General features: G+C 62.6%; 28 protein-coding genes and 1 tRNA gene. 19 read left to right on the top strand and 10 right to left on the bottom strand.

Annotated features, from left to right (window positions below; all coding sequences use genetic code 11):
• Positions 1–75 precede the first annotated feature (75 nt).
• On the top strand, positions 76–1,569 hold the full coding sequence (glpK, locus tag NKJ00_RS27820; protein ID WP_352612934.1) for a glycerol kinase GlpK: 1,494 nt from the start codon (positions 76–78) through the stop codon (positions 1,567–1,569).
• A gap of 34 nt (positions 1,570–1,603) precedes the next feature.
• On the top strand, positions 1,604–2,083 hold the full coding sequence (locus NKJ00_RS27815; protein WP_128303598.1) for a DUF6882 domain-containing protein: 480 nt from the start codon (positions 1,604–1,606) through the stop codon (positions 2,081–2,083).
• Between the two features lie 96 nt (positions 2,084–2,179).
• On the opposite strand, the gene NKJ00_RS27810 is transcribed toward NKJ00_RS27815, so the two are convergent.
• A complete protein-coding gene (locus NKJ00_RS27810; RefSeq protein WP_023812969.1) occupies positions 2,180–2,665 on the bottom strand; it encodes a BA14K family protein in 486 nt (161 codons plus the stop codon).
• A 258-nt stretch (positions 2,666–2,923) separates the two neighbouring features.
• Here NKJ00_RS27810 and NKJ00_RS27805 point away from each other — a divergent pair.
• Positions 2,924–2,999: transfer RNA gene (locus NKJ00_RS27805), tRNA-Lys, on the top strand.
• A gap of 64 nt (positions 3,000–3,063) precedes the next feature.
• Here the strand turns inward: NKJ00_RS27805 and NKJ00_RS27800 are convergent.
• From NKJ00_RS27800 to NKJ00_RS27780, 5 genes are all read right to left on the bottom strand, one after another.
• Positions 3,064–3,534: a nucleoside deaminase gene (locus NKJ00_RS27800; protein ID WP_352612933.1), complete on the bottom strand. Its 471-nt coding sequence runs from the start codon at positions 3,532–3,534 to the stop codon at positions 3,064–3,066.
• A gap of 252 nt (positions 3,535–3,786) precedes the next feature.
• On the bottom strand, positions 3,787–4,926 hold the full coding sequence (gene dprA / locus NKJ00_RS27795; protein ID WP_023812967.1) for a DNA-processing protein DprA: 1,140 nt from the start codon (positions 4,924–4,926) through the stop codon (positions 3,787–3,789).
• Positions 4,927–4,943: 17 nt separating this feature from the next.
• Positions 4,944–5,531 (bottom strand): glycerol-3-phosphate 1-O-acyltransferase PlsY, encoded by a 588-nt coding sequence (gene plsY, locus NKJ00_RS27790; RefSeq protein ID WP_352612931.1) that lies wholly within the window; start codon positions 5,529–5,531, stop codon positions 4,944–4,946.
• Between the two features lie 57 nt (positions 5,532–5,588).
• Entirely contained in the window at positions 5,589–6,875 is a 1,287-nt protein-coding gene (locus NKJ00_RS27785) for a dihydroorotase (RefSeq protein WP_352612929.1), read from the bottom strand.
• Positions 6,872–7,831, bottom strand: a complete 960-nt coding sequence (locus NKJ00_RS27780) for an aspartate carbamoyltransferase catalytic subunit (protein WP_127411308.1) — start codon at positions 7,829–7,831, stop codon at positions 6,872–6,874. The genes NKJ00_RS27785 and NKJ00_RS27780 overlap by 4 nt, the downstream gene beginning before the upstream one ends.
• A gap of 193 nt (positions 7,832–8,024) precedes the next feature.
• On the opposite strand from NKJ00_RS27780, the gene NKJ00_RS27775 reads away from it, so the two are divergent.
• The 3 genes from NKJ00_RS27775 to NKJ00_RS27765 all read left to right on the top strand — a co-directional run bounded on the left by NKJ00_RS27775 (position 8,025) and on the right by NKJ00_RS27765 (position 10,758).
• The gene (locus NKJ00_RS27775; RefSeq protein WP_023812964.1) at positions 8,025–9,653 is read left to right on the top strand and encodes a DNA alkylation response protein; all 1,629 of its coding nucleotides are present in this window, start codon (positions 8,025–8,027) and stop codon (positions 9,651–9,653) included.
• Between the two features lie 194 nt (positions 9,654–9,847).
• Positions 9,848–10,417 carry a hypothetical protein gene (locus NKJ00_RS27770; protein WP_352612925.1) on the top strand — a complete coding sequence of 190 codons (570 nt, stop codon included), beginning with the start codon at positions 9,848–9,850 and terminating at the stop codon, positions 10,415–10,417.
• Positions 10,417–10,758: a DUF6105 family protein gene (locus NKJ00_RS27765; RefSeq protein ID WP_023812962.1), complete on the top strand. Its 342-nt coding sequence runs from the start codon at positions 10,417–10,419 to the stop codon at positions 10,756–10,758. Before NKJ00_RS27770 ends, NKJ00_RS27765 begins: the two co-directional genes overlap by 1 nt.
• On the opposite strand, the gene ruvX is transcribed toward NKJ00_RS27765, so the two are convergent.
• Positions 10,676–11,182: a Holliday junction resolvase RuvX gene (gene ruvX, locus NKJ00_RS27760; RefSeq protein WP_352612923.1), complete on the bottom strand. Its 507-nt coding sequence runs from the start codon at positions 11,180–11,182 to the stop codon at positions 10,676–10,678. The two genes, NKJ00_RS27765 and ruvX, sit on opposite strands and share 83 nt — an antisense overlap.
• Positions 11,183–11,304: 122 nt before the next feature.
• Between ruvX and NKJ00_RS27755 the strand changes: the two genes are divergently transcribed.
• From NKJ00_RS27755 to NKJ00_RS27730, 6 genes are all read left to right on the top strand, one after another.
• Complete coding sequence (locus tag NKJ00_RS27755; RefSeq protein ID WP_352553069.1) at positions 11,305–12,012, top strand: metal-dependent hydrolase; 708 nt, start codon at positions 11,305–11,307, stop codon at positions 12,010–12,012.
• Between the two features lie 24 nt (positions 12,013–12,036).
• Complete coding sequence (locus NKJ00_RS27750; RefSeq protein ID WP_352553071.1) at positions 12,037–12,453, top strand: hypothetical protein; 417 nt, start codon at positions 12,037–12,039, stop codon at positions 12,451–12,453.
• Positions 12,454–12,571: 118 nt separating this feature from the next.
• Positions 12,572–12,859 carry an Asp-tRNA(Asn)/Glu-tRNA(Gln) amidotransferase subunit GatC gene (gene gatC / locus NKJ00_RS27745; protein ID WP_023812958.1) on the top strand — a complete coding sequence of 96 codons (288 nt, stop codon included), beginning with the start codon at positions 12,572–12,574 and terminating at the stop codon, positions 12,857–12,859.
• A gap of 8 nt (positions 12,860–12,867) precedes the next feature.
• Positions 12,868–13,323: a GNAT family N-acetyltransferase gene (locus tag NKJ00_RS27740; RefSeq protein WP_352612921.1), complete on the top strand. Its 456-nt coding sequence runs from the start codon at positions 12,868–12,870 to the stop codon at positions 13,321–13,323.
• Positions 13,323–14,888, top strand: a complete 1,566-nt coding sequence (locus tag NKJ00_RS27735) for an amidase (protein ID WP_023812956.1) — start codon at positions 13,323–13,325, stop codon at positions 14,886–14,888. The genes NKJ00_RS27740 and NKJ00_RS27735 overlap by 1 nt, the downstream gene beginning before the upstream one ends.
• A 124-nt stretch (positions 14,889–15,012) precedes the next feature.
• On the top strand, positions 15,013–15,804 hold the full coding sequence (locus tag NKJ00_RS27730) for a YdcF family protein (protein ID WP_352553072.1): 792 nt from the start codon (positions 15,013–15,015) through the stop codon (positions 15,802–15,804).
• Here the strand turns inward: NKJ00_RS27730 and NKJ00_RS27725 are convergent.
• Positions 15,783–16,496, bottom strand: a complete 714-nt coding sequence (locus NKJ00_RS27725) for a DUF599 domain-containing protein (RefSeq protein WP_027161543.1) — start codon at positions 16,494–16,496, stop codon at positions 15,783–15,785. The genes NKJ00_RS27730 and NKJ00_RS27725 overlap by 22 nt on opposite strands.
• A gap of 180 nt (positions 16,497–16,676) precedes the next feature.
• Between NKJ00_RS27725 and NKJ00_RS27720 the strand changes: the two genes are divergently transcribed.
• From NKJ00_RS27720 to NKJ00_RS27705, 4 genes are all read left to right on the top strand, one after another.
• Positions 16,677–18,080, top strand: a complete 1,404-nt coding sequence (locus NKJ00_RS27720; protein WP_127295570.1) for an L-serine ammonia-lyase — start codon at positions 16,677–16,679, stop codon at positions 18,078–18,080.
• Positions 18,081–18,156: 76 nt separating this feature from the next.
• Positions 18,157–18,594: a DUF1489 family protein gene (locus tag NKJ00_RS27715; RefSeq protein ID WP_013531780.1), complete on the top strand. Its 438-nt coding sequence runs from the start codon at positions 18,157–18,159 to the stop codon at positions 18,592–18,594.
• Between the two features lie 84 nt (positions 18,595–18,678).
• Positions 18,679–19,410, top strand: coding sequence for a hypothetical protein (locus tag NKJ00_RS27710; RefSeq protein WP_023812953.1), 732 nt, complete (start codon positions 18,679–18,681; stop codon positions 19,408–19,410).
• Entirely contained in the window at positions 19,410–20,108 is a 699-nt protein-coding gene (locus NKJ00_RS27705) for a DnaJ domain-containing protein (protein WP_023812952.1), read from the top strand. Before NKJ00_RS27710 ends, NKJ00_RS27705 begins: the two co-directional genes overlap by 1 nt.
• Before the next feature lie 46 nt (positions 20,109–20,154).
• Here NKJ00_RS27705 and NKJ00_RS27700 read toward each other — a convergent pair whose 3' ends face one another.
• Positions 20,155–21,564 carry an SPOR domain-containing protein gene (locus NKJ00_RS27700; RefSeq protein WP_352632015.1) on the bottom strand — a complete coding sequence of 470 codons (1,410 nt, stop codon included), beginning with the start codon at positions 21,562–21,564 and terminating at the stop codon, positions 20,155–20,157.
• A 285-nt stretch (positions 21,565–21,849) separates the two neighbouring features.
• Here NKJ00_RS27700 and NKJ00_RS27695 point away from each other — a divergent pair, with 285 nt between their 5' ends.
• The 3 genes from NKJ00_RS27695 to clpA all read left to right on the top strand — a co-directional run bounded on the left by NKJ00_RS27695 (position 21,850) and on the right by clpA (position 25,281).
• On the top strand, positions 21,850–22,179 hold the full coding sequence (locus NKJ00_RS27695; protein ID WP_013531776.1) for a phasin family protein: 330 nt from the start codon (positions 21,850–21,852) through the stop codon (positions 22,177–22,179).
• 297 nt (positions 22,180–22,476) lie between these two features.
• Positions 22,477–22,806 (top strand): ATP-dependent Clp protease adapter ClpS, encoded by a 330-nt coding sequence (clpS, locus tag NKJ00_RS27690; RefSeq protein WP_023812950.1) that lies wholly within the window; start codon positions 22,477–22,479, stop codon positions 22,804–22,806.
• Between the two features lie 6 nt (positions 22,807–22,812).
• Positions 22,813–25,281 carry an ATP-dependent Clp protease ATP-binding subunit ClpA gene (clpA, locus tag NKJ00_RS27685; protein ID WP_023812949.1) on the top strand — a complete coding sequence of 823 codons (2,469 nt, stop codon included), beginning with the start codon at positions 22,813–22,815 and terminating at the stop codon, positions 25,279–25,281.
• Between the two features lie 58 nt (positions 25,282–25,339).
• On the opposite strand, the gene NKJ00_RS27680 is transcribed toward clpA, so the two are convergent.
• On the bottom strand, positions 25,340–25,589 hold a 250-nt coding region (locus NKJ00_RS27680), incomplete at its 5' end, for an IS3 family transposase (RefSeq protein WP_352632014.1).

The raw sequence follows: 25,589 nt of genomic DNA, 5'->3' as shown, positions 1-25,589 counted from the left end.
CGCCCGTGTGACATTGGGGGAGGCGGCATCTTGCCGTCTCCCCTGTTTGTGTAAAAGACAAAGCGGGGAGGCATAATGACCGGATATATCCTTGCCATCGACCAGGGCACGACTTCGACCCGGGCGATCCTGTTCGACGGCGAGATGAAGGTCGCCGGCAGTGGGCAAAAGGAATTCGCCCAGCACTATCCGGCCTCCGGCTGGGTCGAGCACGATCCCGAGGATATCTGGGCGAGTGTGGTGTCGACCGTGAAGGCGGCGCTGAAGAAGGCCGGCCGGAATGCTTCCGACGTGGCCGCGATCGGCATCACCAATCAGCGCGAAACCGTGGTCATCTGGGACAGGGCGACCGGCAAGCCGATCCACAATGCCATTGTCTGGCAGGACCGGCGCACCGCGCCGCTGTGCCAGAAACTCAAGAAGCAAGGGTTGGAGAAAAAGTTCACCCGCAAGACCGGCCTGCTGCTCGATCCCTATTTTTCCGGCACCAAAATCGCCTGGATGTTGGACAAGGTGAAAGGCGCGAAAAAACGCGCCGAGAAGGGCGAATTGCTCGCCGGCACCATCGACAGCTTTTTGATCTGGCGGCTGACCGGCGGCAAGGTCCACGCAACGGACGCCACCAACGCCTCGCGCACGCTGGTCTACAATATCGCTGAGAATGCCTGGGACGACGAGTTGCTGTCGATCCTCAACATCCCGGTAGAAATGCTTCCCGAGGTGAAGGACTGCGCCGATGACTATGGAATCACGGAGAAAAATCTCTTTGGCGCCGAGATAAGAATCCTCGGTGTCGCCGGCGACCAGCATGCGGCAACCATCGGCCAGGCCTGCTTCGAGCCAGGCATGATGAAATCGACCTACGGCACCGGCTGTTTTGCGCTCCTCAACACAGGCAGCGACCTGGTGCGTTCGAAGAACCGGCTCTTGACCACCATTGCCTACAGGCTGAACGGCAAGACGACTTACGCGCTGGAGGGCTCGATCTTCATTGCCGGTGCTGCGGTGCAATGGCTGCGTGATGGCATCAAGGTGATCGGCAAGGCCGAACAGAGCGGCAAACTGGCTGATGAAGCCGATCCGACCCAAAACGTCTATCTGGTGCCGGCCTTCGTCGGGCTCGGCGCGCCGCATTGGGACGCCGAGGCACGCGGTGCGATTTTCGGACTGACGCGCAATTCAGGACCGGCGGAGTTTGCCCGCGCCGCGCTCGAATCCGTCGCCTACCAGACACGCGACCTGCTCGACGCCATGCGCAAGGACTGGAAAGGCGCTTCGGCCAAGACAGTGCTGCGTGTCGATGGCGGCATGGTGGCGTCGGACTGGACCATGCAGCGGCTGGCCGACATCCTCGATGCGCCGGTCGACCGCCCGACCATTCTCGAGACGACCGCGCTCGGTGCAGCCTGGCTGGCCGGCTCGAAAGCTGGCGTTTGGCCGGATGCAAAGAAGTTTGCGAAGAGTTGGGCACTCGAACGGCGCTTCAAGCCGGACATGGATGGCTCCGTGCGCGCAGCTAAGCTCGCTGGTTGGCGCGATGCTGTGCGCAGGACGCTCAGCGTGTCATAAACAGCCATCAGTGGCGGGTGATGGGGCGCGAGGAATGCAGCCAGATTGGTATCCTGCTTGGCGCGACGAGGCTATCGAACAGCTGAAGGCCAAGAATGCACGCTTGAAAAAAGATCTCCACCTCGGTAGCTGGTTGCGCTATGACTATGACCTGACGGCCGGAACGCTTCTGTTCTCGCAAGACGGGGTCGCCAAGGTCGTTACCGAAATCCAGATTGTCGGCTCAACGAGCACGGAGGCCGGAAACTGGCTGTGGGCTTGGGCAAATTCCAGCCTGCCCAGCGAGCTCCTCAGCGATGCAAAGCTAGTCCGATCCTTCGGGGAGCAGAATGGCATCGACGAACTGGCCCAAGCCTATGCGACGGATGCGGACAATGCGCTGGAAGTGGTTGGTTGGGAACTCAGTGCGGTGATGGCCCGTATCTGCAATGGGTTGGGTATCTATCGTTGTCCCAGCAGAGAGGACGGCGGTGGCTTTTATCTGATGCTCAAGAGCATCAACTGGGCAAGCTGACGGCAACTGTTCGTCTTCCGGCCAAAGGATCAAAAGCCCGCGCCGTTGCCGGCGCGAGCTCCACTAACGCATCTCAGCTACTTAAACGCGCCTTGATCAGTAAGGCGAACGGCACTCCTTGCGAGGGCCGTAATTCGGCTGGAACGTGTTGTCCGAAGCACGGTAGCTGCGATAGCGGTCGTAGCACCATTGGACGTGGGCGTTGCCTCCGTAGACGCGGTTGTTTTCGTTGTTGATGATTGCGCCGGTAATCAGCGCGCCAGTAGCGAAGGCGGCAAGCGGGAACCAATAATCGCCGTGACGACGGTAGCCGGGGCGATATTCGCGATAGCCCCGATGGCCGTTCCAATATGCGCCGCGATTGCGGGAAAAATTGCGGTCACGCGAAAAACTGCGGTCACGCGAAAAATTGCGATTGTGGCGGTCCTTACGCCACTCCCGGTACTGGACTGTCTGCACATCCGGCACCGCGACCTGGGATTGCGGCACATAGTTCGGTTGGGCATTAACGGACACCGCCTCCGCCGCAACGAATGTGACGGAGAGAGTGGCCGCCAGCAGGCTCGTTGTGATTCTGTTCATTGGTCTTCTCCTCGATAGTTTGGCGGACGTCCCTGTGCCGGGAAAACGAGCGGCGCATACAATTGTTCCCCAGACTGGATGCCGCTGTCGGGCAGAAATGCCAGTGTTCCCTTGGCTGTTCTCCCACCGATGGCGCGGCTGGCAAGTGTCGCGACAGGGCGAAGCCGCCCGTGTTTGCGAGCCCTCTTTTTCCGGTTGACCGGTCGAGGCACTCTCCCTATGTTCCGCGCAATTTCGAGGGCCGCCTTTCGCCCGCGGGAGCGCGTAGCTCAGCCGGTAGAGCAACTGACTTTTAATCAGTAGGTCATGGGTTCGAATCCCATCGCGCTCACCAAATCCACGCGATAAACTGTCACCCATCTCTCGGGAAGGGCACACCACAACCGGTGGGGAAGCCGTCAACGCTTCCAGAAAGCGCGGTGCGGTGCGAGCATCTCGTCGGCGATTTCGGGGAAGGGGCCAAAGACCTCGATCTTTTTCTGGCCGGAGTCGAGGACGGTGCGCGAAGAGAGGCTCATCGTCGGATTCTCTGCGTGATCCCCGGTGAGCGCCAGCAGCTCGGTCTCCTCGAAGCCGTAGACCAGCCGGCCGATATTCGCCCAGTAGAGCGTTCCGGTGCACATCGCGCAGGGCTCACCGGTTGAGACCAGCGTGCATTGCCATAAGAACTCCGGCTCGTAGGCTGCCGCGGCGCGCCGGGCGAGCTCCGTCTCGGCGTGGCGCACCGTGTCGAGATTGCCTTGCCGCATCAGCACCCGATCGTCCGGCCCGACCAGCACGCAACCAAACGGATGATGCCCATGCGCCGCCGCCTCGCGCGCGACCGCGTCGGCGGATCGAAGGTGGGCGAGCATCTGATCGCGTGTCATGGCAAGATCCTGTCATGCCGACATCCACCGATGAGCGGCTGAGCGAGATTGGTGCCAACGGACGCGAGTGGCAAGAGCCAACTTTTGCTTGAGACCTTTGCCTCGGGATATCAGACCTTTGCCCTACAATCCGCCGGCCGGTCTTGGCGTCGAACAGATGAGCACAGGCGCGGCAAAGCGGAAAGCCGGCTGAAAAGGCCATCCTCGCCGAGCTTCTCGAAGGAGTTCGGCGGCGCGAAAATGCGAACAGCGTCAGACCGAAGGCTCCCCGAACACCAGCGAAACATTGGCGCCGGCGTGGCGTTCGAGCCGGCCGGCGAGGTCGAGTTCCAGCAGCACCATGAAGACCTGGGCCGGGTGCAGGCCGGTGTGGCGGATGATCTCGTCGACCGCCACTGGCGTCGGGCCGAGCGCCTCGATGACGCGGGCGCGGTCGCTTTCGCCGGGCGGTGGTGTGGCCGAGAAGTCGGGCGGCTCTTCGAACGGCGGCACGTCGGGCGCCCGCATGCCGGTCAGCGGGGCGATCGCCCTGGAAATATCCGATGCCTCGGTGACCAGGGTGGCACCATCCTTGAGCAGGCCGTTGGTACCGGCGGCGCGTGGATCGAGCGGTGAGCCCGGCACGGCAAAGACCAGCCGGCCCATTTCGCCGGCAAGCCTGGCGCTGATCAGGGAGCCGGAGCGTTGCGCTGCCTCGACCACCACCAGCCCAAGGACCGCACCCGCAACAAGGCGGTTGCGGCGCGGAAAATCCTGGGCGCGCGGCTGCCAGCCGAACGGCATCTCCGAAATGATGGCGCCACGCTCGGCGATTTCCTCGCACAGGCCGGCATTTTCAGGCGGGTAAGGCAGGTCGAGACCGCCAGCCAGGACGCCGATCGTGCCGGTCGCAAGACTGCCCTGATGCGCCGCGGTGTCGATGCCGCGCGCCAGGCCGGAGACGATTGCGTAGCCGTCGCGGCCGAGGTCGGCTGCCAGCATGCGTGCCATCTTGATGCCGGCCAGCGACGCGTTGCGTGCCCCGACGATGGCGACACCCGGCAGCCGGAAAACAGCTGCGTTGCCCTTTACCGCCAGCAGGGGCGGCGGATGGTCCATGTTGCGCAACAGGGGTGGGTAGTCTGTCTCACCGATCCCGACAAAGCGGGCGCCGGCCTTTCCGGCTAGTTCCAGTTCCGCCTCGGCTTCGGCAACGGAAGGGATGCGAGCGATCCGGATGGCGCCGCCCGAAATCATCAGTTCCGGCAATATCTCCAGCGCCACCTCGGCCGAACCGAAACGGTTGATGAGGTCGCGAAAGGATGCGGGGCCGACATTCTGGGTGCGGATCAGCCGCAGCCAGCTCAGCCGCTGCCGGTCGCTGAGACGCGGCCCGGCGGCCGGCCCACTCACGACGGCGGCAGGCTCGCTCACCCCTTGGCTCCGATCTTGCCCTCGGTGCCGGCAAGCAGGCGTGAAATGTTTTCCCGGTGCTTGATGAAAACGATGATGCTCATCAGCACGAACAAGGCCGCATTCTGCGGTGTGCTCAGGACATGGAGGGCGATCGGCACGATGACCGCCGCTGTCAGCGCCGCAAGCGAGGAATACCGGAAGAGGAATGCCATCACCAGCCAGGCGACGGCGAAGATCAGCGCCACCTGCCAGGAAAGGCCGATCAGCACACCGAGATAGGTGGCGACGCCCTTGCCGCCCTTGAAACCGAGCCAGACCGGGAAGAGATGACCGAGAAAGGCGCCGAGACCGGCCCAGATCGCCAGGTCAGGCGCGAAATGGCCTGCTATCAGCACGGCGGCCGTGCCCTTCAGCGCGTCGAGCAGCAGCGTCGCGGCGGCAAGGCCCTTGTTTCCGGTGCGCAGAACGTTGGTGGCGCCGATATTGCCGGAGCCGATCTTGCGCACATCGCCAAGGCCAGCCGCGCGGGTGAGCAGGAGCCCGAACGGAATCGAGCCAAGCAAATAGCCGAACACGAGCGCTGGGATGAGGCTGTAAATCATTGTTTCCCCCGCATTTCCCCAGTTCGGCCGGATCAGGCGCGATGCGCCGTGGCCGGTTCAGGCGGAAAACACTGTGCGGCCCGCAACCAGCGTTTGCAAGACCTTGCCTTGCAGTCGCGCGCCTTCGAAACAGGTGTTTTTCGACCGCGAACGAATGCCGCTTTCGCTGACGATCCAGGGTCCGTCGAGGTCGACAAGCGCAAGATCGGCGACAGCGCCCGGCTTCAGCGTGCCGCCGGGCAGGCCGAACAGTTTTGCGGGAGCGGTGGACAGGGTTTCTATCAGCCGCAGCAACGGCACATCGCCATTGTGGTAGAGCCGCAGTGCGGCGCCCAGAAGCGTCTCCAACCCTATGGCGCCGGCCGCCGCATCGGCGAAGGGCAGGCGCTTGGTGTCGACATCCTGCGGATCATGCGAGGAGACGATGATGTCGATCGTGCCGTCCCTGACCGCCTCGATCATCGCCAACCGGTCTTCCTCGGCGCGCAAAGGTGGCGTCAGGCGGAAGAAGGTGCGGTATTCGCCGACATCGTTTTCATTCAGCGACAGATTGTGGATCGCCACGCCTGACGTCACCGTCGCGCCGTCGGCTTTCGCACGCGTTATGGCGTTTGCCGCCATCGCCGTCGAGATCTTTGCTGCATGGTACGAACCACGCGTCAGCCGGGCCAAGGCCAGATCGCGCTCCAGCGGGATGGATTCGGCTTCGCGCGGAACGCCGGAGAGGCCGAGCCAACTGGCGTAGAGGCCTTCATTCATCACGCCGGATGAACCGAGGTCCGCATCCTGCGTCTCATGCACGATGGTGGCGTCGAAGTCGCGCGCATAGGTCAGCGCGCGGCGCATCACCAGCGCGCTCGATATGGTGTGGCGGCCATCGGTGAAGGCGACGGCGCCGGCTTCGCGCAGCAGGCCGAACTCGGTCATTTCGCGCCCGTCGAGGCCCTTGGTGATCGCCGCAGCCGGAAAGACGTTGACGATGGCCGTGTCCTTGGCGGTGCGCAGCACGAATTCGACCAGCGCCACATTGTCGATCACCGGATCGGTATCGGGCATCATGACGATGGATGTGACGCCGCCGGCCGCCGCCGCGACACTTGCCGACGCAATGGTCTCGCGATGCTCGCCGCCCGGTTCGCCGATGAAGACACGGCCGTCGATCAGGCCTGGAATGATCGCCTTGCCGGCGCAGTTGATAACGGTGGCGCCCTCGGGCGCGCCCTGGTTCAGCGCTGCTTTGCCGGCGGCTACGATCTTGCGGCCATCGACGAAGACGGCGCCGACTTCATCGATGCCGCGCGAGGGGTCGACAACGCGGGCGCGCTCAAAGACCGTTATGCTCATGCGCCGCGGCCCTCTTGATTACGGCGCGGGTCAAGAAGCGCTTCCATCACCGCCATGCGCACGGCGACGCCCATTTCAACTTGTTCCTGGATGACGCTTTGCGGACCGTCGGCGATTTCCGAGGCGATCTCGACGCCGCGGTTCATCGGCCCGGGATGCATCACCAGCGCGTCATCCTTGGCGGCCTTCAGTTTCTCGGCATCGAGGCCGAAATAGCGGAAATATTCGCGGACCGAAGGCACGAAGGCGCCCTCCATGCGCTCGCGCTGCAGGCGCAGCATCATCACCACATCGGCGCCCTTGAGGCCTTCGGCCATCGAACGGGTTACGATGACGCCCATCTTCTCGATGCCGGTGGGCAGCAGCGTCGACGGAGCGACGACGCGCACCTGCGCGCCGAGCGCGTTGAGCAGCATGATGTTGGAACGCGCCACGCGCGAATGCAGGATGTCGCCGCAGATTGCCACGATGAGCTTCGACAGCGGACCCTTGGCGCGACGAATGGTCAGCGCATCGAGCAGCGCCTGTGTCGGGTGTTCATGCGCGCCGTCGCCGGCGTTGACGACGGAGCAGCCGACCTTCTGCGCCAGAAGGGCGGCAGCACCGGCCGATTGGTGGCGGATGATCAGGATGTCGGGCCGCATGGCGTTCAGCGTCATCGCCGTGTCGATGAGCGTTTCGCCCTTCTTCACCGAAGAGCTTGCCACCGACATGTTCATGACATCGGCGCCGAGCCGCTTTCCGGCAAGCTCGAACGACGACTGTGTGCGCGTCGAGGCTTCATAGAAGAGGTTGATCTGTGTGCGACCGCGCAGCGTCGAGGTTTTCTTCTCCGACTGCCGCGAGATCGCGACCGCCCGGTCCGCCCTGTCGAGCAACAGCTCGATATCGGCGGGGGAAAGGTCGCGGATGCCCAGAAGATGGCGATGAGGATAGGGGGACGAAGCGTCGGTCATCTCAAGGCGCTGCTATAGGGTGGAGACTTTGCGGCTGCAAGCGCCAGCTTTGCATTGTAGCCGTTCTCCTCAATTTTTTCGTGTAGATAGCCGATTGTATCGGCCGGTATTTTCATCTCGCGCGCTGCATGGCTTGGCTATATCTAGCCGACAGCCCCGGATTCGTGGCTTTCTGACGATAGAAGGATTGGGCGTGACCGACGACGTGACGAACCAGCCGCCGCCGCTGACGGGCGGCAACGCCTGGCGGGGCGATCCGTTGCTGATCCAGCTAGCGGAGCGTTTTTCCGATCCGGTGCGCCGGGAACTCGATGGTCTCGGCCGCTTTGTGCTGACGCAGGAGGCGCAGGAATTGGCGCGCCTCGCCAATGTCGAGACGCCGAAGCTCAGGACGCATGATCGCCAGGGACGGCGCATCGACGTGGTCGAGTTCCATCCCGCCTATCACGCCTTGATGCGCCGCTCTGTGGCCAACGGGCTGCATTCCTCGGTGTGGGAGAACGGCGACACCGAGATCGGCCGCCGCCATCAGGTCCGTGCCGCCCGGTTTTATCTGACGGCGGAGCTGGAGACCGGGCATCTGTGCCCCATCACCATGACCAACGCTTCGCTGGCGGCCTTGATGGCCAGCCCGAAACTGTTTCGCGAATGGGCGCCGCGCGTGACGACGCGCAAATACGACCAGAGCCAGAAACCGCCGGTCGAGAAGACCGGGCTGACCCTCGGCATGGGCATGACCGAGAAACAGGGCGGCACCGATGTGCGCGCCAATGTGACGAGGGCGGAACGCGCCGGCAGCGGTTTTTATCGTCTGAACGGGCACAAATGGTTCATGTCCGCGCCGATGTCGGATGCCTTCCTGGTGCTGGCGCAGGCGCCTGAGGGACTATCGTGCTTCCTCGTGCCGCGCGTTCTCGGTGACGGTTCGGGCAACGGCTTCCGCTTTCAGCGGCTGAAGGACAAGCTCGGCAATCGTTCCAACGCCTCCTCCGAAGTCGAATTTGTCAATGCTATCGGCGAGATGGTCGGCGAAGCCGGTGCCGGTGTGAAGACGATCATGGACATGGTCACCCTGACCCGGCTCGATTGTGCCATCGCATCGTCGGCGATCATGCGCGCGGGCCTGGCCGAGGCCGTTCACCACGCCCGCCATCGCCAGGTGTTCGGTTCGACCCTGATCGAGCAGCCGTTGATGCAGCGCGTTCTGGCCGACATGGCGCTCGATGTCGCCGCCGCCACCGCGCTGTCGTTCCGGTTGGCGCGCTCCTTCGACGAGGCGGCCAGCGATCGCGGCGAGGCGGCGTTTGCTCGGGCCATGACGCCGGTCGTCAAATACTGGGTCTGCAAGATCGCGCCGCCTTTGCTCTATGAGACTATGGAGTGCCTCGGCGGCAATGGCTATGTCGAGGAGGCGCCACTCGCCCGCTACTATCGCGAGGCCCCGGTCAACGCGATCTGGGAAGGCTCGGGCAATGTCATGGCGCTTGATGTGCTGCGCGTGCTCGGCCGTGCGCCCGGCCTGTTCGAGGATGTGCTGGCCGGCATCGACCGTGATCTCGGCGCCGGCGGACGCGGCACGATCGGCGTGCTGAAGGCGGCGATGCAGGTTGCCTCAACCGACGAAGGTTCTGCCCGGCTGCTGACCGAGCAGCTGGCGCTGTCGGCTGCGGCGGCGGAATTGCGCCGTCTGGGGGCAGGGCGGATCGCCGACGCTTTCGTCGAGACGCGTTTGGCCGGCCAATGGCGCAACACCTATGGCATGATCGATTCGCGCCACGATGCACGCATGATCATCGACACGCTCTATCCGCCGGTGAACTGAGCCGCGAGCATCGCAAAAACCGGCGCCATCCACAGTTTTGACGCGTTGGCGGGCATCTTCACGCGTATGGCTAATCGCCGTTAACCTTAACAAATGGTTTCCATTGCGATGGCGGACGGCAAGGCCCACTGTCCTAGTGCAAGCAGGGAATGGTTCAGATTGGCCGTCTCTTGCTTTGCGAAGCAGGAACACCGATGCGACAGGTACTGACCTCTTTTCTGGCCTTGCACTGGGCGATTGTTTTCGCCCTGCTTGCGCTAATCTGCATCGACGGAAACCGGGGTGTGGCGGCGGCGCTCGGCGTGCTGGGCACTACAATCGAGGGTACCCGCTTCGTCGACCTCGACAATTTCGTCGTCGTGGCGCCGCTCGCCACCGCATTGCTTGTCGTCGCGGTTCTGTTTTTCTGGGCCTTTGTCGAAGCCCTGGTCAACGACGCGACCAGCGCGGGCGCCGACAGCGTCGCCCGCATCGCCTTCATATGCGCGTCCGGCGTGTTGTCGCTGATCGTCGTCGGTGGCGCCGCGCAAGGCATCAACGGGCTGTTCATGGCTGTCGCCGTGCAACTGGCGGCACTTCTGGCGTCCTATGTCGCCATGCTTGCCGAACGGCGATCCTTGGTTGCGACAGCGGCTTCGGGCGAAAGCGAGATCCATGCCATCGCGCACGGCATGGCAAAAGCCGCGGCCCACAATTCGCTGCTTTCACTCATATCAGGCCGAACGGTGTCCAAGACCGGCTCCCATCCCAGGGGAGGCCGCTGATGCGCTACATCTTCGGATTCTGGGCGGCGCCGATGGCGATTTTCTGGGGCTGGTTCTATCTGTCGGCCAATGACATCAATTTCGGCTACACGATGCTCAGCCGACAGATGCACGACTTCTTCTTCCAGCTCTATGGTCAGATGCTCGGCATCGACCCGGCGATCATTCCCGGCATGGTGGCGAAGACGTGCGTCTTCGACGGGTTGCTGCTGATGGCGCTTTGGGCCTTCCGCCGTCGCCGCGAAATCGCCGGCTGGGTCAGACAGCGCTGGGCGGGTCCGGTTCCGTTCGAGCGGATGCGTGGAGCGACTGAAGCCGGTCCAAAACTCCCTGCAGAATAAACGCGGCAGCCGCCGAATCGATCTTGCCGGCGCGTTTGCGGCGCGAGAAATCCATCTCGATCAGCGTCCTTTCGGCCGCGACCGTCGATAGTCTCTCATCCCAGAGCACGAACGGCAGGTCGCTTATCTGGGCCATGTTGCGGACGAAGGCGCGTGATTTCTGCGCACGCGGACCTTCCGAACCGTCCATGTTGATCGGCAGCCCAATCACCACCGCGCCGGCATTCTCCTTGTGCAGCAAGGCGAGCAGCACCGCCGCATCGAGCGAGAATTTCCTTCGCATGATGACCGGGCGCGGATGGGCGAAGGAAAACCTCTGGTCCGAGACCGCGACGCCGATCGTCTTGTCGCCGAGGTCAAGCCCCGCCAGCGTCTTGCCGCCGGTTAGCCGCGCCGGCAATTCTTCGATCGTGATAATGCCCACCGGCCGTCCTTCGCCTTTCACCACCAGGTGTTTTGTCAAACGCGTGGCGGACAAGTAACCCTTTGATCTCGGGGCCATCGGCGTTCTATCCTTTGGCAAGATAAAAATCGAGGAATGCATTCATGAAACTGACCTGGTACGGCCACTCGGCCTTTCGCATCGAGACCGCTGATGCCAAGATCCTCATCGATCCCTATCTGATCGGCAATCCGTCCTGGACGGGCGGCTGGGAGGGACCGGCCGAGGGGATCACGCATGTGCTGCTGACGCATGGCCACAGCGATCACATCAGCGGCGCCGTGGAAGTGCTCGGCAAAAGCGGCGCGCAGCTGGTCGCCAATTTCGAGATCTGCATGTATCTGGTCGGCAAGGGGGTCAGCGACAAGAAGATCAACCCGGGCAACATCGGCGGCACCGTCGATTGCGGCAGCTTCACCACCACTTTTGTCCAGGCGCTGCACTCATCCTCGTTCCCCGGCGAGGGCGGCCAGAACACCTATCTCGGCAATCCGGGCGGCCTCGTCCTGCATTTCCCGGAAGACAAGACGCTCTATCACATGGGCGACACCGACATCTTCTCCGACATGGCGCTGATCAACGAGTTGCATGAACCGAAGATCGGCATCGTGCCGATCGGCGACCGTTTCACCATGGGCGGCGCGGTGGCTGCACTTGCCTGCCGGCGCTTCTTCAAATTCGATACCGTGGTTCCCTGTCACTTCGGCACGTTTCCGATGATCGATCCGACCGCCGACAAGTTCGAGGCCGGCATGGAAGGGTCCGGCGTGACGGTGGCATTGCCTGATATCGGTGAGACGATTACGATCTAGGCGTGGCGAAAGCGGAATAAGACCATGGCTTTGAGGAAATCTCTTTGTGTATCGATGTTGGTCGCGGCGTCGCCCGCGCTCGCCGCGGATGATTTCATCGAGGGCGTCTACCTGCAATCCGAGGAGCTTTGCAAACAGGCCAAAAAGGACACGCTGCAAACGCTGATCGACGCAGGCAACATCGTGCTTTCGGCGCACGGCCTGCAGAGCGTCGAATACAATTGCGAGTTTCTGCAGATCAGCAAGGCCACGGCTTCGCCGAGCTGGGCGGTGACGGCCATCTGCCAGGAACCGGGTTATGTCTTTCCCGACGTTCTCTCCGTGACGCAAATGAACGCCAAGCAGATCGATCTCGTGTCGGTTCGGCCCGTCGACGACGAAAGCGAAGCAAGCGGCAACAGCGGCAGCTACTATCTGTGCGAAGGCGTTGCTCTGCCATAGACGTATTCTGAGGGCCCACGAGCGGGCCGCCGGCACAGCCTGGTCTCTCGCACGATGCATGTTGCGCAGCGCGCGCGGCGCCGCTATAGCCCGAACTGGTTTTCCCCGAGGCAAAAACATGTCCGTAGATCTTCAGACAGTGAAGCGCGTCGCGCATCTCGCCCGCATCGCGGTGAGCGAAGAAGATGCCGAACGGATGACCGGGGAGCTGAACGCCATTCTGGGCTTCGTCGAGCAGCTGAACGAGGTCGATGTTTCCGGTGTCGAACCAATGACCTCGGTAACGCCGATGGACATGAAGAAGCGCAGCGATGTCGTCACCGACGGCGGCAAGGCCGCCGACATCGTCGCTAACGCGCCGGCGACCGAAGAGAATTTCTTCCTCGTGCCGAAGGTCGTGGAGTAAGTCGGCCGATGGCAATCGAGATCGCCATTGAGAAGCCGCTCCAGGACGACGTGCGCAGGCTGGTCACGGAACTCAACGAGACCTTGCTCGAACTGACGCCGCCGGAGCATTGCTACCATTTGACGGTCGAGCAGATGGCCGGTGAGGACACGACGGTTTTCATCGCCCGCGATAATGGCCTGGCCATTGGCTGCGGCGCGCTGAAGCGTCATGACGGCGCCATTGGCGAGGTCAAGCGCATGTATATCAGGCCGTCGCATCGCGGGCAGAAGATCGGCGCGAAAATCGTTGAGCGGGTCGGATCGCTGGCGCGCAACGAGGGGCTGAAGCGCCTGGTGCTGGAGACGGGCGATCGTCATCCCGCGGCGTGGACAGTCTACGAACGCGCCGGGTTTTCGCGCTGCGGCCCGGTGCTGGATTATCCCGATTCTGAGTGGTCGGTGTTTTACGAAAAGAGCCTTTGATGAGCGACCTGACCCAGCTGACGATTTCACAGGCCCGCGCCAAGCTGCGCGACAAGGAAATCACCGCGACCGAGATCACCGAGGCCTATCTCGGCGCTATCGAGCGCGCCAATCCGGCGCTCAATGCCTATGTCGCCGTGACCGGCGACAAGGCGCGCGACATGGCCAAGGCGTCCGACGCCAGGCTGGTCAAGGGCGAGGGCGGTGCGCTGGAAGGCATTCCGTTGGGGATCAAGGACCTGTTCGGCACCGAAGGCGTCCACACGCAGGCTTGCAGCCATGTGCTCGACGGGTTCAAGCCGCGCTACGAATCGACCGTTACGTCAAATCTGTGGGCCGACGGCGCCGTTATGCTCGGCAAACTCAACATGGACGAGTTCGCCATGGGCTCGTCCAACGAGACGTCCTACTATGGCCCGGTCATCAATCCGTGGCGGCGCTCGCGCCTCGATACTGCGGTGATGCCCACGACGCATCAGGGCGACGGCGGCTTCGTTTCGGCCGGCGGCACGAGGACCGTGCGCAGCCTGGACAATGCGCAGTTGGTGCCGGGTGGCTCTTCTGGCGGGTCGGCCACGGCAGTCTCCGCCTTCCTGTGCGCCGGCGCGACCGCGACGGACACTGGCGGCTCGATCCGCCAGCCGGCCGCCTTCACCGGGACGGTCGGCATCAAGCCGACCTATGGCCGCTGCTCACGCTGGGGTATCGTCGCGTTCGCCTCGTCGCTCGACCAGGCCGGCCCGATCGCGCGCGACGTACGCGATGCCGCGATCCTGTTGAAATCGATGGCCTCTGTCGATCCGAAGGACACGACGTCGGTCGACCGGCCGGTGCCGGATTATGAGGCGGTGATCGGCAAGCCGATCAAGGGCATGAAGGTCGGCATTCCCAGGGAATACCGCGTCGACGGCATGCCCGAAGAGATCGAAGCGCTGTGGCAGAAGGGCATTGCCTGGCTGAAGGACGCCGGCGCCGAGATCGTCGACATTTCCCTGCCGCATACGAAATACGCGCTGCCCGCCTATTACATCGTGGCGCCGGCCGAGGCTTCGTCCAACCTCGCCCGCTATGATGGCGTCCGCTACGGCTTGCGCGTGCCGGGCAAGGATATCGTCGACATGTATGAGAAGACCCGCGCCGCGGGTTTCGGCCGCGAGGTCAAGCGCCGCATCATGATCGGCACCTATGTGCTGTCGGCCGGCTATTACGACGCCTACTATCTGCAGGCGCAGAAGGTGCGCAATCTGATCAAGCGGGATTTCGAGACTGTCTTCGCCGCCGGCGTCGATGTCATCCTGACCCCGGCAACGCCGTCCGCCGCCTTCGGCATCGCCGACGAGGACATGGCTGCCGATCCGGTCAAGATGTACCTGAACGACATCTTCACCGTCACTGTGAACATGGCGGGCCTGCCGGGCATCGCTGTGCCCGCCGGGCTCGACGCCAAGGGCCTGCCGCTCGGCCTGCAGCTGATCGGCCGGCCGTTCGATGAGGAAACCCTGTTCCAGACCGCTGCCGTCATCGAGCAGGCCGCAGGCACGTTCCAGCCGGAGAAGTGGTGGTAGGGACGTCGCTCGTCTAGCGCATGCCCTGAAAGTCGAATCGATTTTCGGAAGGATCCTGCGCAAAATCAAAGTGTTAGCGTCCTTTGAGCGCGCACGCCCGCGCGGCGCTGCAATGGGGTGAGCGATGTTCTTCTACCTGTCCAAGATCTTTTGGTTCTTCATCCAGCCGCTGAACCTGGCGATCTTTCTGCTGCTGGCGGGATTGCTCGCGGCCATGATCGGGCGCCGGCGGCTGGCGGCTACCGGCAGCGTGCTGGCATTTCTGGTCCTTGCGCTGTCAGCGTGGACGTCGCTCGGCGCCATGATGCTCAATCCGCTGGAAGAGCGCTTCGCGCGCCCGCCGCTGCCGGCAAAGGTCGACGGCATCGTCGTGCTCGGCGGCGGCTTCGAGGGCGCCATCAATCTGGCGCGCGGCGGCTATGAGTTGAACAGCAGCGGAGATCGGATGGTCGAGACCGCAGTTCTGGCCCGGCGCTTTCCTACCGCCAAGGTGGTCGTCTCCGGCGGCACCGGCGCGTTGTTTCTCGATGGCGAGGGCGATGCCGCAACCGCGCCGCGCCTGCTCACCGCGCTTGGCGTGGCCGCCGATCGTCTGATCCTGGAGAACAAGTCCCGCAACACCTATGAGAACGCGGTCTTCACCAAGGAGTTGCTAACGCCGAAGCCCGGCGAGACCTGGCTGCTGGTGACTTCGGCCTTCCATATGCCGCGCGCCAAGGCGCTGTTCGACAAGGCTGGCTTTGCGACTGTTCCCTGGCCGGTCGACTATCGCACCTCGGGCAAAGAAGGCATCGGCCTGTTCCGCGACAATCCAGCCGATTCGCTGCAGGCCGCCACCATGGCCATCCGCGAATGGATCGGGCTTTTTGCCTACTGGCTGTCAGGCCGGATCGATCAGCCTTTTCCAGGCGGCTGACCGATCACCGCCTGCCTGGCGGCCGAGAAGAACTGGCGCCGCACCAGAACGGCCAGCAGCAACAGCGTCGACAACACGAACACCATTGGGTCGACGAACCAGCCGAGATAACCGATCGAGAAGAACACGCCGCGCAGGCCGGAGTTGAAGTGCTTTCCGGCCAGCATGTTCATTTGCGCCGCACGCCACACCGCCGTTTCGGTGACCGGATTGCGTGAGGCTTCGCCATGCGGGATCGGCACGGCGCCGATCAGGATCGTGCAATAGTTGAACAGCCGGTACGCCCAGCCGAATTTGAAGAACGAAAACGCCAGGATCAGCACCAGCCCGAACACCTTTATCTGGAAGGCCGCGCGCGACGGCGCGCCACCCAGGGGCAGGTCGCTGAGCACTTCAAGAACCCGGTCGGATGCGCCGAGCAGGGCAAAACAGCCGCCGATGGCGATCAGCGAGCTGGAGGCGAAGAAGGCGGTGCCTTGCTGCAGCCCGCTCATGATGGCGGTATCGACGATGCGGATCTCGCGCTCGGCCATGGTCCGCATCCAGGCTTGCCGCTGTGCATTCATCGCCGTCGTCAGTGACATGCGGCTGACCAGCTTGCCGTCGGAGGCGAACGTGTGCAGCAGCCACGCGACGAGGAAGAAGGCCAGCGCCGCGAGATCGGCTGTCGAAAGATCGAGGGAATCGCCCATGGCCTGAATTTAGCACATTCAGCGCGATCGCTTCGATGTCCGCCTACAGCGATAAGGCACCAATGTCGCTGCCGGAGCAAACAAGGTCGGCGGGTGCAGCGCCGCGATTTCCAAAAGAGCGGAAACATCGTGGGAATTCCTATATGTAGTCATCGACCTGACGCCAGGAGACAACGCCGCGTGTTCCTTTCGGTTTTCGACCTGTTCAAGATCGGCATAGGACCCTCGAGTTCGCACACGATGGGGCCGATGACAGCCGCTGCGCGGTTTCTCGACGAGGTCGCGGGAAATGACTGGCCGCGTCCGGCGGGCGTCAAGGTCGATCGGCTTGGCGCAAGTCTGCACGGGTCACTCGCCTACACCGGTATTGGCCACGGCAGTGATCGCGCCGTCATGCTCGGCCTTGCCGGCCTGACGCCGCAGACGGTCGATCCCGACCAGGCCGATGGCATTGCCAGCCGCATCGCCGCCGAAAAGCGCATTTCGCCGCCCGGCCATCCCGCCTATCGCTTCGATCCGGCCACCGATCTGGTGCTGGACCGCAAAACGCCGCTCACCGGTCACGCCAACGGCATGGCGTTCTACGCCTATGATTCCGGCGGCCGCCTGCTGCTCAAGCGCATCTATTATTCGATCGGCGGCGGCTTCGTGGTTTCCGAAGAAGAACTGCAGCGGATGAAAGCCAAAGGTTCGGTGACAACCGAAGGCAAGAAAGTGCCTTATCCGTTCAAGAATGCGGTCGAGATGCTGGCCATGGCCGGCAAAAGCGGCCTTTCCATCGCCGACATGAAACGCGTCAACGAGGAGACGCAGATGACGCGCGAGGAGCTCGACGCCGGCCTCGACGGAATCTGGAGCGCCATGAAGGGCTGCATCGACCGTGGCCTGTCGCAGGATGGCATCATGCCGGGTGGGCTGAAGGTGCGCCGCCGTGCCCGCATGCTGCACGATAAGCTGCAGGAGCAGTGGCAGCAGAACAAGCCCAATCCTTTGCTCGCCAATGACTGGCTGTCGATCTACGCCATGGCCGTGAACGAGGAAAATGCCGCCGGCGGCCGCGTCGTCACCGCGCCGACCAATGGCGCTGCCGGCACGCTGCCGGCGGTGCTGCGCTACTGGCTGCATTTCCATCCCGAGGCGGACCAGCCGAGCATTCGTGATTTCCTGCTGACGGCTGCCGCCGTTGGCGGCATCATCAAGACCAACGCGTCGATCTCGGGCGCCGAGGTCGGCTGTCAGGGCGAGGTCGGCTCGGCATCGGCGATGGCGGCGGCCGGCCTGTGCGCCGTCATGGGCGGCACGCCCGAGCAGGTCGAGAATGCCGCCGAGATCGCGCTCGAACATCATCTCGGCATGACCTGCGATCCGGTCGGCGGGCTGGTGCAGGTGCCGTGCATCGAACGCAATGCGCTGGGCGCGGTCAAGGCGGTGACGGCAGCGTCACTGGCCATCAAGGGCGACGGCATCCATTTCGTACCGCTCGATGCGGCGATCGAGACCATGCGCCAGACCGGCCTCGACATGAACGAGAAGTACAAGGAAACCAGCCTTGGCGGGCTTGCAGTCAACGTCGTGGAGTGCTGAAGGCTGGCCTAAACCGCTACTGTGGAGAAGTCGATCCGGTCGTTGACGCGTTCGCGTGCAGGACTAACCTTAAGCGATGTCTCTCAATCTCATAAAACTCTGTGTCGGCTGCGACAGCGTCGAGGATCTCGAAGAGTGGATCGCCTTCCGCCTCGACGAGCGGCGGCGCGCCGGTGAGCCGGTCGAGCAGTATCACACCACCCGTATGATGCCGACGCGCGGCGCCGAGGTTACCGATGGCGGTTCGCTCTATTGGGTGATCAAAGGCAATGTGCAGTGCCGCCAGTTGATCACCGAAATCCGGCCGTTCACCGACAGTGAAGGCATAGGCCGTTGCCATCTGATACTCGACCCCGAGGTTGTACGCACCGACTGGCAGCCACGCCGGGCTTTTCAGGGCTGGCGCTACCTGAAGCCGGCGGACGCGCCGCTCGATCTGGGTAAGGGCAAGGCCGGATTGATCGAGATGCCGCCGAAACTCAGGCGCGAGCTGGCCGATCTCGGTCTGCTCTGACCCCAGGTGGCATCACCGCCTGGCCCTTTGCACTGCCCGATGTGGGGCTTGCAAGCGATGTGGCAACGCCACATCTTGTTTTTCATGAGCGATAAGAAGCAGCCTGTGCCAGCGGGGACCAATCCTGCGCCGATCAAGCCTCAATCCAACGCCGGCGAGATCGACGCCTTCATTCGTCAGGCGAGGACACTTGCCGCGTCGGCGACCGATTCGGGCAGGCTGATCCTTGCTCTCGACGCAACAATGAGCCGCCAGCCGACCTGGGATCTGGCTTGTGAGCTGCAGGGCCAGATGTTCGACGCTGTCGGCAAGGCCGGAACCCTCAGCGTGCAACTGGTTTATTTTCGTGGTCTCGGCGAGTGCCGTTCGTCCGCTTTCGTGAGCGACACCAATGCCTTGAAGCAGCTGATGACGCGGATCGAATGCCGCAGCGGCCACACCCAGATCGGCAAGGTCCTGACGCATGCGTTGAAACAGACGGCGGCCGCCAAGGTCAATGCGCTGGTCTACATCGGCGACGCGATGGAAGAGAATATCGACGATCTGGCCGAAAAGGCCGGCAGCCTCGGCCTTCATGGCGTTCCCGTCTTCGTGTTTCAGGAAAGCCATGATTCCGGCGCAGAAAAGGCGTTCAAAGAGATTGCGCGGCTGTCCAAGGGGGCTTGGTTTAGATTTGATCGGCGGGCTGCCGCGACCCTGGCAGGACTGCTTTCGGCCGTCGCCGTGTTTGCGACCGGCGGGTTGAAGGCGCTCGAAGCCAGGGGCAGGCCGGAAGACCGGCTGATGATCGAGTATCTGCGGGGCGGCGGAAAATAATGGGCGCGATCATCGCTTTTGGAGCGTTGCTTCTGCTGCTCCTCGGCGCGGTGACGATCTTTCTGCGTGCCGAGCCGGCGAAACTGGCGAGCACGCTGCGAACGCTCGGGCCGGCTCTTCTGGCACTTGTCGGCGTCGCCGTGCTTGTGGTCGGCCGGGAAGGCATCGGCGGCATGATTCTCACCGGCGCAATTGCCTGGTATGGTTCCATGCGCATGAAACGCCAGCCGGCCGGGCTTGCACCGGGCAAACGCTCGACGGTGCGCACAGCGGCATTGGAAATGGAACTCGATCACGATACCGGCGGCCTCGAAGGACTGGTCCTGGCTGGCCGCCACGAAGGCAAGATGCTTGGCGCGATGGGGCTGGCGGAATTGCAACACCTCTACCGCGAACTCTCCGGCGATCCGGAGAGCCGACAGCTGCTAGAGACGTATCTTGACGGCAGATTTCCCGTCTGGCGCAAAAACGCTGAGACGAACGGTGGCGAAGGGCTGGGTGTTGCGCCAGGTCCGGGCGCCATGACTAAGGAGGAGGCCTACAAGGTCCTTGGTCTTGAAGCGGGGGCCGCCGCGGCGGATGTCCGCAAGGCGCACCGCCGCCTGATGCAGCGCCTGCACCCCGATGTCGGCGGCACGTCTTTCCTGGCGGCGCGGATTAACGAAGCCAAGGACGTCTTGCTCTCCAATCACAACTAGTCTCCTTCGACGCAGAATTTTTCCGGGAGATGGCTTGCACGCCGTCCTACTGCTGGACGGCGTAGCACTCGATGTTCTTCTTCTTCAAAGCGGTACAGGCCTTCCAGGCGGCGGTCTTCGAACCGAAGCCACCGAAGCGGGCGCGGTAGTAGGTGACGCCATCCTTGTCGAAGGCGACAGTGAAACCGGAAGCGTCCGCCAGCACCTTGGGCGCCTGCTTGGTGGTCTTGTCGAGAAAGGCCTGGGCCTCGGACTGCTTGGGCGACGAGGCGACCTGAATGGCCCAACCCGAAGGCACCGACGCGGTGTTGACCGGGTCGACAGCCGCCGGCGTCGGCTCGGCATAGGCCGCTACAACCTGGGCCGTCGCGACTTGGGGGGCTGAAACGATGACGGTCTTGACCTTTCTGGTCTTGACGACGGGGGCTGCTTCTTCGGCCTGCGCGGTATCGTCTTCCGCGACCGTGGCGTCCTCGGCAACGGTGACATCGTCCTGCGCTATGACAGGCTTGTCGTCCGGTGTCGGAGCGTCATGCTTGGGCAGGAGAACCTTGGCAAGGGCGGTGATCGGGTTGTTGCCACCGGCCTTGGCGACCAGATCGCCACCACCGCGAGTCGACGCCCTCGGCAGATAGGTGTTGATCAAGCTGGCCATCTGATTGTCGCGGCTGCCGCCCGAGGTGCCGCCCATGACCACGCCGACGATGCGGCGATTGCCATCGGAAACCGATGAGACGAGGTTGAAGCCGGAGGCGCGGGTGTAGCCAGTCTTGATGCCGTCGACGCCCTTGATGCGTCCAAGCAGACGGTTGTGGCCGTTGATGCGCTGGCGCCCATAGAGAAAGGAGCGCTGCGAGAAATAGCCGTAATACTGGGGAAAATGCTCGCGCAGCGCGATGCCGAGCGTCGCCATGTCGCGCGCGGTGGTGAACTGGCCGGGGTCGGGCAGGCCATTGGCGTTGCGGAACACGGTGCCGTTCATCCCCAGCGCACGCGCCTTGGCGGTCATCATGCGGGCAAAAGTGGTTTCATTGCCGCCGAGCATTTCGCCGAGCGCGGTGGCCGAGTCATTCGCCGACTTGGTGACGATCGACAGGATCGCGGTCTCGACCGTGACGGAACCGCCCGGCTTCACGCCAAGTTTCGTCGGCGCCTCGGCGGAGGCCTTGGCGGAAAACACCACTGGCGTGTTCCTGCTGATCTCGCCCTTCGCCATCGCTTCGAAGGTCAGATACAGCGTCATCATCTTGGTCAGCGAAGCCGGATAGCGCCTGCCGTTGGCGTCGGCGGAGTAGAGCACTTTGCCGGTCTTGGCATCCACGACGATGGCCGCCTGCCTGGCCGCCAGCGACGAGGCAACGTCGCCAAAAACGAATGTCATCGCCAGGGCGATGATCATCATCGTTTTGAGAGGGGAGGTAGATTTGGAAACGATGCCCAACAACGCCTTACGCACTGGTACTTCCCTTGGATTTCTTCGTTGCGTTGGAGGCGGCAAAGGGTCCTGCCTCGCTTCCGGCCAAGCTACCGGCGCAGCGTTACCAATCCGTTTATGGTAACCGCCGCGTTCACCATTTTCTTCGGGCTTGTGGCTCTCTTTATTCGATTTTTAGCCATTGGCTGCGCAGGCGGGTCCGCAAGCCCGCGAAATCTTGACTTTTGTGCGGCGCACAATATATTATCTTGCATTGCACAAGGGCGCCCCGAAGAAGGACGCTTCAACCGTCAAGGGAATCGTGAAATGACCCAGACCTATGAGGACTTCAGCAAATACGGCAAAGAGTTCGCCGACACCGGATTGAAGAGCTTTGCGTCGCTGTCCAAGGGCGCGCAGGCGATTGCCACCGAAGCTGGTGAATACACCAAGAAGAGTTTTGAAACCGGCAGCGCCACGGTGGAGAAGCTGTTTTCAGCCAAGTCGCTGGAAAAGGCGATCGAGATCCAGTCGGATTACGCCAAGCAGTCCTATGAGGCGTTCGTCGCCGAGGCCACCAAGATCGGCGATCTCTATGCCGAACTCGCCAAGGAAGCTTACAAGCCATTCGAATCGATCGTTGCCAAGGCAAAGTAATTTTGCCCGGGCGAACTGATTTCGCCTGACGTGACCCCAGATTCAGCCTTTGAACCCGAGAAAAAGCCCGGCCACGGAAACGCGGCCCGGCTTTTTCGTGTCAATTTCCGTTCCAGAGCCTCGCGCCCCTTCACGATTGCGAAAATCGTCCAAGTTTGGTGACCTAGCCATATTGTCAGCTAACCAGAAGGGCTTAAAATCGTACATCGAACACCTACATGTCGAACTCGCATGGGGAATCGAAAGAGGCAGGAATACGTGACGATCGGTTTGACTGCCACGAGACGAGTGGTGCGGATGCAAGACGGCGACGGTAACGGCAATGGGGCCGGCCGTGGGACGGCCGTCATCACGCGCACCAAAACCAAGACCAAGAAGCCCAGCCTTTATCGGGTCCTCATCCTCAACGACGACTACACTCCGATGGAGTTCGTGGTTCACGTGCTGGAGCGTTTTTTCCAGAAGGATCGCGAAGCCGCCACACGCATCATGCTTCATGTTCACAATCATGGAGTGGGCGAGTGCGGGGTCTATACATTCGAGGTGGCCGAGACCAAAGTGTCCCAGGTCATGGATTTCGCCCGACAGAATCAGCATCCGCTGCAATGCGTGATGGAGAAGAAGTGAGGTAACATGCCGGCTTTCTCCCAAGGCCTGGAAAAGGCGCTTCACCAGGCGCTGACGCTCGCCAATGAGCGGCACCATGAATATGCAACCCTAGAACATCTGCTGCTCGCGCTCATCGACGACACCGAGGCGGCCGCCGTCATGCGCGCCTGCAATGTCGATCTCGATGAGCTCAAGCACACGGTTCTCACCTATATCGACACCGAGCTCGACAACCTCGTCACCGGTTACGACGAGGACTCCAAGCCGACCGCCGGTTTCCAGCGCGTCATCCAGCGCGCGGTGATCCATGTGCAGTCGTCTGGCCGCGAGGAGGTTTCGGGCGCTAACGTCCTCGTCGCCATCTTCGCCGAGCGCGAGAGCCATGCCGCCTATTTCCTGCAGGAACAGCAGATGACCCGCTACGACGCGGTCAACTACATCTCGCACGGCATTGCCAAGCGTCCGGGCGCATCGGAGACACGCTCGCCGCGCGGTGCCGATGACGAGCAGGGCGGCCAGAACGGCGCCGAGCCACAAGAGGAAGGCGGCAAGAAGAAGCAGCAGCAGGATGCGCTGACGGCTTATTGCGTCAATCTCAACAACAAGGCCAAGGCCGGCAAGATCGACCCGCTGATCGGCCGCGAGTCCGAGATCAACCGCACCATTCAGGTGCTGTGCCGCCGCTCGAAGAACAACCCGCTCTATGTCGGTGATCCCGGCGTCGGCAAGACGGCGATCGCCGAGGGTCTGGCCAAGCGCATCGTCGAGGGCGACGTTCCCGAAGTGCTGCACAACGCCACCATCTTCGCGCTCGACATGGGCACGCTGCTCGCCGGCACGCGCTATCGCGGCGATTTCGAGGAACGGCTGAAGCAGGTCGTCAAGGAACTCGAGGACTATCCCGGTGCCGTGCTGTTCATCGACGAGATCCATACGGTCATCGGCGCAGGGGCTACTTCAGGCGGCGCCATGGATGCGTCCAACCTGTTGAAGCCGGCGCTGTCATCGGGTGCGATCCGCTGCATCGGCTCGACCACCTACAAGGAATTCCGCCAGTTCTTCGAGAAGGACCGTGCTTTGGTGCGGCGCTTCCAGAAGATCGACGTCAACGAACCGACCATCGCGGACGCCATCGAGATCATGAAGGGCCTCAAGCCCTATTATGAGGAGTTCCACAAGGTGAAGTTCACCAACGAGGCGATCAAGGCCTCGGTGGAGCTGTCGGCACGTTACATCAACGACCGCAAGCTGCCGGACAAGGCGATCGACGTGATCGACGAGACCGGCGCCTCGCAGATGCTGGTTCCGGAAGCCAAGCGCAAGAAGACGATCGGCATCAAGGAGATCGAGGCGACGATCGCCACCATGGCCCGCATCCCGCCGAAGACGGTTTCGGCCGATGACGAGAAGGTGCTGCAGGGTCTCGATATCGAGCTGAAGCGCGTCGTCTATGGCCAGGACACCGCGATCACCGCGTTGACCTCGGCGATCAAGCTGGCGCGTGCCGGCCTGCGCGAACCGGAGAAGCCGATCGGCTCCTACCTGTTCTCCGGCCCGACCGGCGTCGGCAAGACCGAAGTGGCCAAGCAGTTGGCCGCGTCGCTCGGCGTCGAGCTGATCCGCTTCGACATGTCGGAATATATGGAACGCCACACCGTCTCGCGGCTGATCGGCGCGCCTCCCGGCTATGTCGGCTTCGACCAGGGCGGTCTTTTGACGGACGGCGTCGACCAGCATCCGCATTGCGTGCTGTTGCTCGATGAGGTCGAGAAGGCACATCCGGACCTGTTCAACATCCTGTTGCAGGTTATGGACCATGGCAAGCTGACCGACCACAACGGCAAGCAGATCGACTTCCGCAATGTGATCCTGATCATGACCACCAATGCGGGCGCGTCGGATGCGCAGCGCGCGGCGATCGGCTTCGGCTCGACCAAGCGCGAAGGCGACGATGTCGAGGCGATCAACCGGCTGTTCACGCCGGAATTCCGCAACCGTCTCGATGCGATCATCCCGTTCGGCTCGTTGCCGGTGCCGGTCATTCATCAGGTGGTGCAGAAGTTCGTCATGCAGCTCGAGGCCCAGCTTTCCGAGCGTGGCGTCACCTTCGACCTGTCGGCGGATGCGATCGCCTGGCTCGCCGACAAGGGCTATGATGAGCGCATGGGAGCGCGGCCGCTCGGCCGGGTAATCCAGGAGCACATCAAGAAACCGTTGGCCGACGAGGTGCTGTTCGGCAAGCTCAAGAAGGGCGGCACGGTGCGTGTCACCGTCGAGAAGAAGGAAACCGGCGAGACCGGCCTGAAGCTCGAATCACTCGCCGACGAGGCGCCGGTGAAGCCGAAGAAGGAAGAGCCGGAAGAAACAACGAAGCCCAGAAAGGCCGTGACGAAAAAGCCCGCGGCCAAGAAGCTGGTGGCGCAGAAGCCCGAAGCCAAGGGCAAGGACGGCGGCAAGCGCAGCCTCGTGCCGCAACTGCCCCGAAAGAACTGACCTTGACGAAAGTCGAAAAAAGCCCCGGAAATGAACTGACCCCATAAAGTTGGACGGTTCATTGAGTTGGTAGGTTTAAGGGCTGGTTCCTGTATTGCACAGGGGCCAGCCCTTTCAGTTTCAGTTTGATGCGGCGGTGGTTGTAATAGTCGATGTAGTCCGTGATGGCGTCGTCCAGGCTTTGAACGGTGTCGAAGGTTCCGGGATGGAAGAGCTCGGATTTGAGGATGGCAAAGAAGCTCTCCATTGGGGCGTTGTCGAGGCAATTGCCTTTGCGTGACATGCTCTGTTGGAGGCCTCTGGCTTCC

The sequence above is a fragment of the Mesorhizobium sp. M0227 genome (genome assembly GCF_040321855.1).
GTDB lineage: Bacteria > Pseudomonadota > Alphaproteobacteria > Rhizobiales > Rhizobiaceae > Mesorhizobium.
Note: the sequence above shows the minus strand (reverse complement) of the source record. Positions and strands in the feature narration are given on the sequence as shown.